At 71.3% G+C, this 13,231-nt stretch carries 10 protein-coding genes, 1 tRNA gene and 1 riboswitch; of the genes, 5 read left to right on the forward strand and 6 right to left on the reverse strand.

The window, feature by feature from the left end:
* The first annotated feature begins 23 nt into the window (after positions 1-23).
* Together AC4IJH_RS38750 and AC4IJH_RS38755 are read left to right on the forward strand one after the other, a co-directional pair.
* Positions 24-647, forward strand: a complete 624-nt coding sequence (locus AC4IJH_RS38750; RefSeq protein WP_490856686.1) for a DJ-1/PfpI family protein — start codon at positions 24-26, stop codon at positions 645-647.
* A 56-nt stretch (positions 648-703) separates the two neighbouring features.
* The gene (locus tag AC4IJH_RS38755) at positions 704-1,756 is read left to right on the forward strand and encodes a GlxA family transcriptional regulator (protein WP_490856696.1); all 1,053 of its coding nucleotides are present in this window, start codon (positions 704-706) and stop codon (positions 1,754-1,756) included.
* Between the two features lie 68 nt (positions 1,757-1,824).
* Here the strand turns inward: AC4IJH_RS38755 and AC4IJH_RS38760 are convergent, their stop codons facing one another.
* Positions 1,825-2,601: a CbtA family protein gene (locus tag AC4IJH_RS38760; protein WP_490856687.1), complete on the reverse strand. Its 777-nt coding sequence runs from the start codon at positions 2,599-2,601 to the stop codon at positions 1,825-1,827.
* Between the two features lie 16 nt (positions 2,602-2,617).
* The gene (locus AC4IJH_RS38765; protein WP_490856688.1) at positions 2,618-2,836 is read right to left on the reverse strand and encodes a CbtB domain-containing protein; all 219 of its coding nucleotides are present in this window, start codon (positions 2,834-2,836) and stop codon (positions 2,618-2,620) included.
* 33 nt (positions 2,837-2,869) lie between these two features.
* A riboswitch (cobalamin riboswitch) is annotated at positions 2,870-3,009 on the reverse strand.
* 337 nt (positions 3,010-3,346) lie between these two features.
* Between AC4IJH_RS38765 and AC4IJH_RS38770 the strand changes: the two genes are divergently transcribed.
* Entirely contained in the window at positions 3,347-4,429 is a 1,083-nt protein-coding gene (locus AC4IJH_RS38770) for a glycoside hydrolase family 6 protein (protein ID WP_490856689.1), read from the forward strand.
* An 88-nt stretch (positions 4,430-4,517) separates the two neighbouring features.
* Here the strand turns inward: AC4IJH_RS38770 and glxA are convergent, their stop codons facing one another.
* The 4 genes from glxA to AC4IJH_RS38790 all read right to left on the reverse strand — a co-directional run bounded on the left by glxA (position 4,518) and on the right by AC4IJH_RS38790 (position 9,677).
* Positions 4,518-6,467: a radical copper oxidase GlxA gene (glxA, locus tag AC4IJH_RS38775; protein WP_490856690.1), complete on the reverse strand. Its 1,950-nt coding sequence runs from the start codon at positions 6,465-6,467 to the stop codon at positions 4,518-4,520.
* Positions 6,464-8,428: a glycosyltransferase family 2 protein gene (locus tag AC4IJH_RS38780; protein ID WP_490856691.1), complete on the reverse strand. Its 1,965-nt coding sequence runs from the start codon at positions 8,426-8,428 to the stop codon at positions 6,464-6,466. Before AC4IJH_RS38780 ends, glxA begins: the two co-directional genes overlap by 4 nt.
* A 389-nt stretch (positions 8,429-8,817) precedes the next feature.
* Entirely contained in the window at positions 8,818-9,498 is a 681-nt protein-coding gene (locus AC4IJH_RS38785) for a FadR/GntR family transcriptional regulator (RefSeq protein ID WP_490856692.1), read from the reverse strand.
* 105 nt (positions 9,499-9,603) lie between these two features.
* A tRNA-Lys gene (locus tag AC4IJH_RS38790) sits at positions 9,604-9,677 on the reverse strand.
* A gap of 471 nt (positions 9,678-10,148) precedes the next feature.
* Here AC4IJH_RS38790 and AC4IJH_RS38795 point away from each other — a divergent pair.
* Together AC4IJH_RS38795 and AC4IJH_RS38800 are read left to right on the forward strand one after the other, a co-directional pair.
* Entirely contained in the window at positions 10,149-11,564 is a 1,416-nt protein-coding gene (locus AC4IJH_RS38795; protein ID WP_490856693.1) for a peptidoglycan-binding protein, read from the forward strand.
* A 14-nt stretch (positions 11,565-11,578) separates the two neighbouring features.
* Positions 11,579-13,198 carry an SPFH domain-containing protein gene (locus tag AC4IJH_RS38800; RefSeq protein WP_490856694.1) on the forward strand — a complete coding sequence of 540 codons (1,620 nt, stop codon included), beginning with the start codon at positions 11,579-11,581 and terminating at the stop codon, positions 13,196-13,198.
* Positions 13,199-13,231 lie beyond the last annotated feature (33 nt).

Here is a 13,231-nt window from a genome sequence, read left to right on the forward strand (position 1 = left end):
GGTTTCTCATGGGGAGGATTCCTGTGGACGCGGCTTTTGTTCTCTACGACCGCATGACGGCGCTCGACCTGATCGGCCCGTACGAAATGCTGGCGAACCAGCCCGGGGTCACGGCGCACTACGTCGCCGAGCGGCGCGGGCCGGTGCTCTGCGACGGCGGCATATCGCTCAACGCCACCACCACCTTCGCGGAGCTGACCGCGCCCGACCTGATCGTGGTGCCCGGCAGCGGCCGCTGGCTGGAGGTCATCGACGAGAGCGGGCCGCTGCTGGAGTGGCTGGCGGCCGTGCACCCCACCGCCACCTGGACCACCTCGGTGTGCACCGGCTCCACGTTGCTGGCCAGGGCGGGTGTCCTGAAGGGGCGCTCGGCCACCACCCACTGGCTCGCCCGCGGCCTGCTGGCCGCGCACGGCGCGCGGGTCAGCGAGGAGCGCGTGGTCATCGACGGCGATGTGGTCACCGGCGCGGGCGTATCGGCCGGTCTGGACATGGCGCTGACCCTGATCGCGAAGATCTGGGGCACGGAGCGGGCGCAGCTGACCCAGCTGATGACGGAGTACGACCCCCGGCCGCCCTTCGACGCCGGTTCGCCGGACAAGGCGCCGGCCGAACTGGTCGCCTCCGTACGGAAGTCGCTGGCCTGAGCGTGCGGGACAGCGTGGACCCCCGCCCCTGCGGCCCGACCGGTCCGGCGCAGGCCGTGCGGGAGGTGGTGGTCGTGGTCTACGACGGGGTGCAACTGCTGGACGCGGCCGGTCCCCTGGAGGTGTTCTCCTCCGCGGGAGGCCTGCGGGACGGGGCCTACCGGGTGCGGCTGGCCTCCGTGGACGGCCGGGACGTGGTGACCTCCTCCGGCATCCGCCTCGGCGTACACCTGCGGCTGCCGGACGCGGAGCCGGACACCCTGCTGGTGGCCGGCGGCTGGGGCCACGGCGGCACGGCCTGCGGGGCCGAACTGACCGCTCAGGTAAGGCTGGTGGCCGGCCGGGCGCGCCGGATCGCCTCGGTGTGCACCGGCGCCTTCGTCCTGGCCGAGGCCGGGCTGCTGGACGGCAGGCGGGCCACCACGCACTGGGCGCTGTGCGAAGAGCTGGCGGCCGAACACCCCTCGGTGAGCGTGGAGCCGGACGCGATCTTCGTACGCGACGGGCCGGTGGTGACCTCCGCCGGGGTGAGCGCGGGGGTGGACCTGGCGCTGGCCCTGGTGGAGGAGGACCACGGCGCCGCGCTCTCCCGGGAGGTCGCCAAATGGCTGGTGGTCTTCCTCCAACGGCCCGGCGGACAGTCCCAGTTCAGCCTGCGCAACCGCGCCCCGGCGCTACCGGACGGGCCGCCGCGCGCCCTGCTCGACGACATCGCCGTCGACCCGGCGGCGGACCTGTCGGTCCAGGCGATGGCCGCCCGGCTGTCGATGAGCCCGCGGCACTTCAGCCGGATGTTCACCCGCCGGGTCGGCACCAGCCCCGGGCGGTACGTGGAGCGGGCGCGGGTGGAGGCGGCGCGGGAGATGCTGGAGAGCGGCGCGGAGGGGGTACGGGCGGTGGCGCGGCGCTGCGGGTTCAACTGCGCCGAGACCATGCGCCGTACGTTCCTGCGCGAGATCGGGGTGCCGCCGAGCGCGTACCGCAGCCGGTTCAGCCGTACGGGCATCGAAGGGCCCACGGCGCGGGACGGGACGCGCGGGAAGGCGGCCGGAGGTCCGGGAGGGGAGGCCGGGCCTCCGGCCGGCGATGCCGGTTTCCGCGCCCCGTAAGGCGCGGGGGCCGTGCTCGACTCCCCTCCACGGCCTGCGGTGCGACGACCGCGCGTCCGGCAAAGCGCTCAGGCGGCCGGTGCCGGGACTGCCGCGTCGGCGCCGGCGCTGCGGGCGGAGCGTGCCGCGCGCAGGCCCAGGGCGCCGAAGACGCCGCCCAGGACCGCCCACAGCAGGACGTGGGAGGCCAGGGAGAGCACCCGGAAGTCCCACAGGAGGGTGGCCGAGACGGGTACCGGGTCGGGGTTGCCGGGGAGCGCGAACAGCAGCGCGAGGGTGGCGATCGCGGTGAGCGCGACGGCCAGTTGACGTACCGGCTCGGTGCGGCCGGCCAGTCTGCGGTGGATCTGCCAGGCCAGCAGCATGCCCAGGGCGCCGATGACGACCGCGGCCAGCCACAGCATCTGGCGCTGCCCGACCGTGCCGGAGTCGCCGACGCCGGGCGGGTTGGCGGGGTAGCGCAGTCCGGGCAGCAGCGCGACGCCGGTGAACGCGGCGGCCGCCATGGCCAGCGCGCGCGGCCAGGGCCGCTCGCCCGGGGCGCCGCGGCGGTGGATCAGCGCGTAGGCGACGGCGAAGAGCAGCCCCAGTGCCAGACCGGCGACGACCGCGGTGACCACCAGGCCGAAGTGCTGGGTGGAGCGGGTGAACAGCTCCTCGTGGTGCTGGGTGACGGCGGCGCCCGCGTCGTGGTGCTCCATGCGCTCCTGGCGCGCCTCCTCGGCGCGGATCGCGCGGTCCATCAGCGGTTCGGCGAGCAGCAGGGAGAAGAGACCGGTCAGCAGACCGGCCGCGCCGCCCGCGAGCAGTCCCCGTCGCAGGAAGGGGAGTACGGGGTGGTTCATGGTGCGTGCGCCCCGATCAGTGGCAGGGGGCGCCGAAGAGGTGCCGTCCGTCGTGGGAGAACTCGTGGAGGTAGTCGCCGGTCGCGGAGATGAGGGAGCCGTTGTCGATGAAGACGGCGTAGAGCGCGATCAGCGCGATGATGACGGCGCCGCCCGCGATCAGCCAGTCGCGGGTGCGGGTCGTGGCGGCCGAGACGGCCGCCGGGTCGGTGTGCTGCGCGGTGTGCAGTGACATCCGAAGTGCCTCCTTGTGGGGTTTCCACGCCCCATGGCAGGAGGACGACGGGTCAGTTCCTGACTCCCGCGAGCGGCGCTGCTCGCGGTCACAGTGGCGGGACCGTCCCGGATTCGCACCGGGTTCCTGTCTGCCGTCGCCTCGATGTATGGACTTGTCGCAACGGAGATTCCCAGCAGGACGGGCACATGTCAACCAGCGCACGGGCGCACGCGACCGTGCCCGGCCGGCGGTCCGCTCCCCCCTGAACCGCCGACCGGTCGGTCCTCGACCGCCGCGGCGCCAGGGCTGCGGGAGAGGCCCTGTCGCCGGGGGGAGGCGCTGGGAGTGCGTAGGTCGGACACGGCCGGGGACTGGGGCCAGGCGACCTACTCTAGAACGCCTGAACGCCCCCGCCTAGGGGCAGTTGAGGCCAAGCCGTCATCGGCTCGTCGATAGGTCGACAGTGCTCCTCGCCCCTGTGCAACGATGGATCGGACCGGTCTTGTCCCGTGCTCCGAGGGGGAGTGGATGTACGGAAATGTGGGGGGGCCGGGGGGACGCCCCCCGGGTGGACACCGCACCGCAGGCCGCCGGCGCACGGCGCTGGCGGCGGTCTCGGCCGCGGGTGCGCTGCTGATGCTGGCCGGGTGCTTCGGCTCTTCGGAAAAGGGCGGGGAGAGAGAGGGCGAGGGCGGGGCCGGCGCGCCCGTTCTGGGGCAACAGCCCAAGTCCACCGCGCGGTTCTGGGTCAACCCCGACGGAAATGCGGCCCGCCAGATGGCCGCGTACACCAAGGAAGGCAAGGCGTCCGACGCCGAACTGATCGAGAAGATCGCCTCCCGGCCCGTCGCCGAGTGGATCGGCGTGGACAACGCGGAGAGCGAAGCGCGCGGCTTCACCGAGGCCGCCGCCAAGGCCGACCGCGACGCCCTGCTCGTCCTCTACAACATCCCGCACCGCGACTGCGGCAACTACTCCAAGGGCGGCGCCGCGGACGGCAACGCCTACCGCGGCTGGCTCGACGGCGTCGTCAAGGGCATCGGCGACCGCGCCACGACCGTCATCCTGGAGCCGGACGCGCTGCCGCACATCGAGGACAAGTGCACCCCCGAGCAGTTCCACGAGGAGCGCTACGCCCTGCTGACCGAGGCCGTGGGCAAGCTCAAGGCGCTGCCGAGGACCAAGGTCTACCTCGACGCCGGCAATCCGCACTGGATCAAGGACCCGGGCCGTATGGTCGAGCCGCTGCGCCGCGCGGGCATCGACAAGGCCGACGGCTTCGCGCTGAACATCTCCAACTACCAGACCACGGAAGAGAACACGAAGTACGGCAAGCAGCTGTCGGGGATGCTCGGCGGCAAGCCCTTCGTCATCGACACCAGCCGCAACGGCAACGGCCCGGCGCCGGGCGGCGACGACGCGGAGAGCTGGTGCAACCCCCCGGGCCGGGCGCTGGGCAAGGCCCCGACGGTCAGGACCGGCGACCCGCTGGTGGACGCCTATCTGTGGATCAAGCGCCCCGGGGAGTCGGACGGCACCTGCAAGGGCGGGCCCAAGGCGGGGGAGTGGTGGCCCGAGTACGCCCTTCAGCTCGCCCGCAATTCGCGGTAGTTGAGCAACAGAGAGGGGCGCCCCGGTGATCCGGGGCGCCCCTCTTCGTATGCGGACTCCTCAACCGCTCGCTTCGTATACGGGCACCTCAACTGCCCTGCGCCACCGGCACCTTGAGCCAGACCGCCTCGGACGGGGTGCCCCGGTCGTCCACGGCGTTGAGCATGTACCAGCCGGGCGGGACCAGGGACGGGTCCTTGGGCAGGGTGGCGGTCACGGAGTCCTTGGTGCGGGTGAAGTCCAGCGCGATGGAGCGCTGTTCGATGTTGGTGACATGGGTGAAGGAGCTGGGCCGGATCAGCCGCAGCTTCTTGATGCCCGCGCTCTGCGCCGTCCTGTAGGTGACCTTGCCGCCGAGCGGGACGGTCCTGCGCTCGGACCCGGTCAGCTGGGGCCGGGAGTCGCGGTAGAGGTAGGGCGGGGTGTAGAGGTCGATCTGCTGCTCGAAGACGCCGGGCTTGGTGTTGTCCTTGTCGGCGAACAGCGAGTCGGAGCCGAAGGTCATCACCCGGCCGTCCGGCAGCAGCAGCGCCCCGGAGTGGTAGTTGCGGCCCACCAGCGGCTCGGCCACCTCCCGCGAGGTGTTGGCCGCCGGGTCGTACAGCTCGGCCCTGAGGATGTTGGAGTCCGAGCGCCCGCGGTAGTCGCCCGAGCCGTTGGTGGTCAGGACCGTGTCGTCCGGCATGATCACGCTGCTGGGGTAGCGGGCCTTCTCGTACAGCGGCGGCCCGTCCTTGAAGCGCGGGCTGTCCGCGTGCAGATCCACGATCCGGGTCCTGGCGGTGGCCTTGGGGTCCTCGCCGACCCCGCCGCCGCCCAGGACCATGTACTTCTGGTCCTGCGCGGGCGGCAGCAGTACGGACATCGAGGTCTCCAGGATGTCCGGGTCGCTGATGCCGGGCACGACCTGGAACTCATTGGTCTTCAGGTCCCAGATGCCGGGCTTGCGGCCGATGTTGTCCGGGCCGTAGCCGGCGTTGGAGCCGGTGTAGAAGATCCGGCCCTTGTCGGTGAGGAAGAGCGCGGGGTAGGTCGGGAAGAACCGCTCCTTGGGCAGATAGGTCCACTTCTTGGTCTTCGGGTCGTAGATCTCCTGCTTGCCCGGTACGACCTGGCCGATCTCGTCCAGCCCCGAGACCGACAGGACCCGGCCGTCCTCCAGCGTGGTCAGCGTCGGGTACCAGCGGGCCTCGTTCATCGGGTCGACGGGCAGATAGCGCTCGGCGACCGGGTCGAACTCGAAGGAGTCCTTGATCCCCTGGAAGTCCTTCTTGTCGAAGGACAGCTTCTGCGCGATGCCGTAGAAGTTCCGCGCGTCCGCGCCGGTCAGGCCCTGGATGCGGTAGTTGTCCTGGGCGCCGGTGGAGTGTGCGGGGCCCTCCTTGAGCGCCTCGACATAGACCCGGGCCTCGCTGTGGGTGACGGTCACCTTGCCGGTCCTGGGGTCCTGGGTCTTCTTGGCCCGCGGCACCACGAGGGGGTCCTTGGACTCGAAGGTCTTGCCGTTCTGCTTGCCGGTGAAGAGCGTGCCGGCCGGGAAGGTCTTGGGCGCGTCGGGGTCCTCGTTGTAGACGATCATCAGGCCGCCGGCCTTCTTCACATCGCCGCCCAGCTTCTCGTAGCGCTGGGTGCCGCCCGCCACCAGGAGCTTGCCGTCCGGGAGCTGGGTGTGCCCGGCGCAGAAGAGGTCCTTGGGCGTGGGGATGTTCTTGAAGGTGTTCTTCACCGGGTCCCACAGGACCGTACGGAAGGTCTTGGCCTTGAACATCTTGGCGTTGTTGCCGGAGCCGGCCACCAGGAGCACCTTGCCGGTGTGCAGCAGGGCGGCGTGGATGGTGTTGATCCGGTACTCCTCGGGGACGTCGACCACCTCCCACTTGCCCATCTTCGCCTTGTACCCGGGCTGGTCGATCTTGTACGCGTGGTACTTCTCCGAGGCGAAGCCGAAGAGGGCGGGGCCGTTCATCCCGGCCAGTGCCAGCACCACCGCCGCGCCGATCGCGACTCTTCGGGTGCGCCGGCTCGGACGGTACTTCATGTGTGACGTCCCCCAAGGGCGATCTGCACGGTCTGGTCGGTGGCGGCACCCTGGTCGGCGGCCGCCCAGGTGGGCTTGTGCCCCGCGGGTTCAGGGGCGTGGGTGCCGGGCGCTCCCGCCGCCCCGCCCGCGTCCGCGGTCTCGCCGGCATCCGGCGCGCGGGAGCTGCCGGAGCGCTTTTCGCGGCGTACGGTCCAGCGCCAGGCGAAGATGGGCGAGGCGGTGACGAGCAGCGCGAGCGAGGCCCAGGTGATCATCGCCGGGTGGTCGTGGCCGAAGACGAAGGACGCGGCCAGCGAGGCGCCGAAGACCAGGATGAAGAACAGGTGGATCCTGAAGGTGCCCAAGAGGGTGTCCGGGCTGGAGGAGTCCCCCTTGGGCGTCACCACGAACTTGCTCTTGCGGCGCAGCACGGCGTCCATCAGCGAGCGCGCGTAGATGGGGGCGGAGAGCGCGGACATCACCATGCCCGCGATGCCGCCGGAGCCCTCCGGCTCGTGCGGGGAGACGTTGTGCCGGCGGTTCCAGACGTAGAGCCCGATCTGGAGTGCGGAGGCGTTTCCGTACAGCATCATCCAGATCGCCGGGTCGATCTGTACACCCGATGCGCCAAGACCCAGGAAGAGTGCGCAACTGAGCGCCGCGAGAATCCAGTTCATCGCGGACATCGGGTAGAAGATCACCATCATGGTGTAGTTGAAGAGCTTGCCCGGCGGCAGCGTCAGCGGCGCCTTCCAGAACTGCTTGAGGATGGTCTCGTAGGTCCCGCGCGACCAGCGCAGCTGCTGGGTGAAGAAGTCCGTCCAGGCGGTGGGGCCCTCGCCGACGGCCAGGACGTCCGGGGTGTAGACCGAGCGCCACTTCTTGCCGGTGTCGGGGTTGGAGTGGCGGTGCATCTCGAAGCCGGTCGCCATGTCCTCGGTGATCGAGTCGTACAGGCCGCCGATCTGCTTGAGGGCCTTGATGCGTACGGCGTTGGAGGTGCCGACGAACATGGGTGCGCCGTAGCGGTTGCCGGCGCGCTGGATCAGGGCGTGGAAGAGGAACTGCTGGGATTCGGCGGCCTTGGTGACGAAGGTGTCGTAATTGCCGTACACCTGCGGGCCGATGACGAATCCGACGTCGGGGTCGCGGAAGAATCCGAGCATGCGTTCCAGGTAATTGGGCAGCGGTACGTGGTCGGTGTCCACCGACGCGAAATAGTCGTAGTCATCGCCGTGCGCCTGGAGCCAGGCGTTGTAATTGCCGTGCTTGGTCTTGGCGCGGTGCGGGCCCTTGGCCTGGTTCCACTCCGGAATGCCCTTTCGGGTGAAGTGGTGAACACCCAGCCGCGCGCAGACCTCCTTGACGGCGTCGTCGTCGCCCTCGTCCAGCAGCCAGACGTGCAGCAGCCCGCGGTGGCGCAGCTTCACGGCCGCCTCAAGGGTCTTGGTGACCATCTCCAGCGGCTCTTTGCCGGGGACGAAGGAGGTGAGGAAGGCGACCTTGGTGCCGTTCTCCGGGACGACCGGGACGGGGTCGCGGGCCACCAGGGTGGCGTGCGCGTTGGACAGCACGTTCATGCAGCGGAAGAACTCGATCAGACCGATCGAGACGAGCATGACGATGTCCAGCGCCGGCAGGAAGTCATAGGCGGGGTAGTCGCGTTCGGTCCAGTGGGCGGGCTGCATCAGCCAGGCCAGCAGGCCCAGCGAGACCAGAGGTGCGGCACCGAGCAGCAGGGCGGCGCGGATGCGGTGCGGTTCGTCGGCCAGCAGGCTGCGGTAGCGGACCTTGTACGGCTTGTCGGGATCCGGCTGGGTCAACGGCCCGGCCAGCCGGCTGTAATGCTCGTAGTCGTAGCGCGGAAGTGGTGCGCGTGGCCGCGGCCGCTGCCAGTGCTGGCGCGGCACGCGCAGGCGTGCCGTCGCGGACGGGTCGTACTGGTGTTGCTGCCGGGCGCCGGTAGGCGTCGACGTCATGAGTCCATCCCCCCGCACGCATGCTGGCTGCGTGTCCGTCTTCTCACGGCCCGCGTCCAGGTCCCCCTCGACCGACACGGGCTCACTGATACCGGCCGTCCGATGCCGTGTGGCACGTCTCCTGACACATGCCCTAAGACACCAGACGGTCTCCTTCCGGTTGCATGCTTCCCGCCCCGCACCCTTCTCAGTGCACCGGGGTCCCCCGACCCCTCGTTCGCAGCAACCGGCATGTCCCCCAACTCAGGCGGACCCAGGCCTTGTTGGGCTCCAGGTCCACCGTCAGGGTCCCGAACCTCTCGTCATGATCGCAAGGGTGAAACGAGGGCTTTACAGGACATGGTTGTGCAAGGGTGGACAGGAATGGACCAGAAGGGCCTCAAGGTGCATTACTTCGGTCCTGAACTGCGCAACCTCTGGCGGATGTTGTCGAAGTGATCACGCACCGCCCGCTGTGCGCGCACCGCGTCACCAGCGGAGACGGCCGCCAGGATCTCCTGGTGCTGGCGGTGGGTGACCTTCGGATCGGTGTGCGAATCCACGAGATCCGTACGGACCCGGTGGAAGGCCTCCCAGAAGGCGTCCACCACCTCGCTCAGCAGAGGGTTGGCCAGGCCCCGGTACAGCGCGGCGTGGAAGGCCCGGTCCGTCTCGGCGCGCACCGCCCCCGCCCCGGCCTCCACCGCCATCCGCGCCACCAGCGTCTCCAGCTCGGCCAGGTCCGCCGCGGGCACCTGCCCGGCCAGCCGGGCGATCAGCCCGGTCTCCACCGCCTCGCGCAGTTCCAGCAGCTGGCGCAGGCTGTCCTCGCCGCGGTAGTGGCCGGCCACCGTGCGGAAGGCCAGCCCCTCGGTCATCGGCGCCATCGACATCGGCCCCACGTACGTGCCGAAGCCGTGCCGTATCTCCACGATGCCCATCGCCTGCAGCCCCTTCAGGGCCTCGCGCACCGAATTGCGGCTGACGCCGAGCAGCTCCATCAGCACGGTCTCGGTGGGCAGCGGGGCACCGGACGGCAGCCGCTCGTCGATGATCAGCTTCTTGATCCGTTCCTGGATGTCGTATGCCATCGTGCGACCGTGCACCGCCACCTCCGGGCTGCCGGGCTCCCGGGGCGGACCCCGGATATGACTGAAGGCCCCCTCGTCAATGACGAGAAGGCCTTCAGTGTTACGTGCGCCGCCAGGGACTCGAACCCCGGACCCGCTGATTAAGAGTCAGCTGCTCTAACCAACTGAGCTAGCGGCGCGCGCTGACAAAGAAAACTTTACAGGATGTTCGGGGGTGCTCGTGACCACCGCCGGACGGTGCCCGGCCGAGGTCGATAAAGGGGGGCCCCGGGTGAGATGATCTTGGGGACGGTCCCGCGGTCCGGTGAGGGGTGGCGGGGCCGTCGTGCCATGCGGTCCGCCCCCTTGTGCGGCCCAGGTCCATACCTGCATCCCCATTGGTCCGTACCTCCGCCCGTCTGTGGTCCGTACCTATGGGCGATCCGGGGTATTCGGGAAGTCCGGGCAACGGCATGGACTCATCCAAGGGCCGAAAGTCCTTTCATTTAGGGACTTTCGACTAAAGGCCCGCCCGATTTGGTCTGTGAAGATCGTGTTCGTGGTGCAAGATCATCAGTTGCCCCGTCAACATGCGATATCTCCTGCTAGTTGAGAAGCTGTGGCGAGTGCGCAGCCGCGTGGGAACTGAACGGGCCTGGAGGGGAACTGACATGGCAGTGCCGGGATTCGTCGGACCGGGTTTTGTGGAGGTCGACCCCGCGGGCGACTGCGACTGCGAGGGCTGTGTGACCCAGCGGCGCGCATCGCTGCGCGCGCTCCCGCTCCGGGACGGCGGCCACCCCGCCGCGCACGGCGCCCGGCGGGCGCTGGTACTGGTGGCGACCGCCGGTACGGTCCTGGGCGGCGGCGCACAGGGCGCCTTCGCCGACGGCCGGGCGGACGCGGCGAACGCGGCGAGCTCCGCCCTCGACGCGGACGGGAGGGCGGCGGGTCCTGAGCAGACCCCGCAGGGCGCGCCCGGCGCGCTGTACGGCGGCGACCGCCTCACGGGCAGCATCACACCCGCCGCATCCATCACGCGCGTTGCTTCCGCCACGCCCGCCGCGTACGCGACCCGCACCGTCACCCGCGCCCAGATCCTGGACCGGGCCCGGCGCTGGGTGGACGCGCAGGTCCCGTACAGCATGAGCCGCTACTGGTCCGACGGTTACCGCCAGGACTGCTCGGGCTTTGTGTCCATGGCCTGGAATCTGGGCAGCAACCAGTGGACCGGCAGCCTGGCGCAGTTCGGCGTACGGATATCCAAGAGCGAACTGCAGCCGGGCGACATGCTGCTGTTCCACAACCCGGCCAATCCCGGGGTGGGTTCGCACGTCACCCTCTTCGGCGGCTGGAGCGACTCCGCGCGCACGCGGTACATCTCCTACGAGCAGACCCGGCCGCACACCGTCAAGCGCTCGACGCCGTACGCCTATTGGAACCACTCCTCGAAGTACGTCGCCTACCGCTACCGCGGCCTGACCGAGGGCGGCGGCACCGGCGGCACCGGCACCGGCTCCTCGGCCGCGTTCCCCGGGGCCGGCCGCTTCGGCCCCGGCGCGAACAACGCCCATGTCACCGAGCTGGGCCGGATGCTCGTGCAGCGCGGCGGCGCATCGTTCTACACCTCCGGTCCCGGCCCGCGCTGGAGCGAGGCGGACCGCAGGGCCACCCAGGCCTTCCAGCGCGCCCAGGGCTGGTCCGGCGCCGAGGCCGACGGCATCCCGGGCCCGGCGACCTGGTCGTACCTGGTCGGCGGCAAGGGCAAGAACATCGGCGGCTCGGGCTCGGGCTCGGGCTCCAGCTCCGGCTCGGGCGGCTCCGGCGCGGGCAGCGGCACGACGGTCTCTCCTGGTTTCCCCGGCGCCAAGTTCTTCCGCCCGGGGCAGTCCAACGGCCATGTCACCGAGCTGGGCAAGCGGCTGGTGAAGAAGGGCTACGGCAAGCACTACACCTCCGGGCCCGGACCCACGTGGTCGGAGGCGGACCGCCGCAACGTCGAGGCGTTCCAGCGCGCCCAGGGCTGGCGCGGCGCGGACGCGGACGGCTACCCGGGCCCGGAGACCTGGCGGCGACTCTTCCGATGACGGAGCGAACAACCATGGCAGCACAGACGGACGGCGGGCGGGCCGAGGGCGCGTCCGCGTCCCCCACGGCCCGCGCCGCACGGCCGCGGACCGGCCGGTACGGCGACGGCATACCGATGGACATGCTCTTCCGCGACGAGGAGCCCCGCGGGGGCGGTGCGGGCACCGGCGCCCGCACCGAGGGCGCGGCCCCCGTCGCCCCCGGGCCGGCACAGGCCGATCCGCGCGGGATCGCCCTCCCGCCGGGCGCGGAGCCGGACTCCGCCAAGAGGCCCGGCCGGGGGACCGGCGAGGCGGGTACGCGTACGGAGCGTACGGACTCGGCTGCCTCGGCGGGTGAGGACGGCCTCCGCGACGACGACACCGCCGAACAGCCGCGGGTGATCGTGCCGCTGCTGGACCCCGACACCGGCGGGCCCTTCCGGTACGAGGACGAGGCGCCGGACGCCCCCGAGGCGGGTCGGGCGCGCACCGGCGGCCCGGCCCGGCCCGCCGATGTCGCGGTGGCGGGCATCGCCGCGGCGACCGAACTGCTGGACACCGCCGAGCGGGCCGCGCTGGACGGCGCCCTCGCGGCGGTCGACGGCGGCGGCCGGGCGCCCGGGGCGGCCGAGCACCCGCGCACGTCCGCCGCGCCCCAGGCCCCGGCCCGTCCGCACCAGCGGCTGATGGACCCCTCGCCGGACGCCACCTCCCGCAGTGGCGGCGTCCGGCAGGCCCCCACGGAGGACCCCGATCTGGCCGAGCGGCGCGGGCCCTCGCTGTCCGGATGGCTCGCCGTGCTCATCGGCCTGCTCTCGCTCGGCTGTGTGGCGGCGCTGCTGTGGTGGCGCGGGGCGCTGCCGGCGGCGGCCCTGGCCGCCGTCGGGCTGCCCGCCGTGGACCACGGGCCGATGAAGCCGTGGGACTGGGGGCTGCTCGCGCTCGGCGGCGCCCTCGCGCTGCTCGCCTTCGGCGGGCTGACCCGCGGCCGGGTCGGCAGCGCCTGGGTGCTCAGCCTCTTCGGGCGCTACCGCGGCAGCGTGCGCCGTACAGGCCTGGTGTGGATCAGCCCGATGGTGCTGCGCCGCCGGGTGGACGTACGGCTGCGGCACTGGCGCAGCGAGGCGATGCCGGCCGTGGACGCGGACGGCATCCAGCTGCGGGTCGTCGTCCTGGTCGTGTGGCGGATCAAGGACACCGCGCGGGCGCTGCTCGCCGTCGAGGACCACGCGGCCTATCTGCGCGAGCAGGTGGAGGCCGCGATGGCCCGGGTGCTCTCCCAGCTGCCCGCCGACACCTTCCACGGGGACGCCCCCACGCTGCGCGACGCGGAGGCGGTCGGCGACGCGCTGACCCGGATCCTGTCCGCCGACTGCCGCCCGGTCGGCATCGAGGTCTTCTCCGCGCAGCCCACCCGTATCGAGTACGCGCCGGAGGTGGCGGCCGCCATGCAGCGCCGCCAGATCGCCGCGCTGGACGCCAAGCACCGCGACAGCGTGCTGACCTCGGTCGTGGACGCGGTGGACGACACCGTCAACCGGCTGACCTCCCGCGGGCTGGTCGAGCTGGACGACTACGAGCGCAAGGCGCTGGTCAAGGACCTGACCGTGGCCTTCTACACGGCGCGCGGCAGCGCCGTCACCAAGAGCTGATCCCAGGGCGCGCGCCCGGCTACGGGTGCCGGG

Source organism: Streptomyces sp. UF-297, assembly GCF_058245575.1.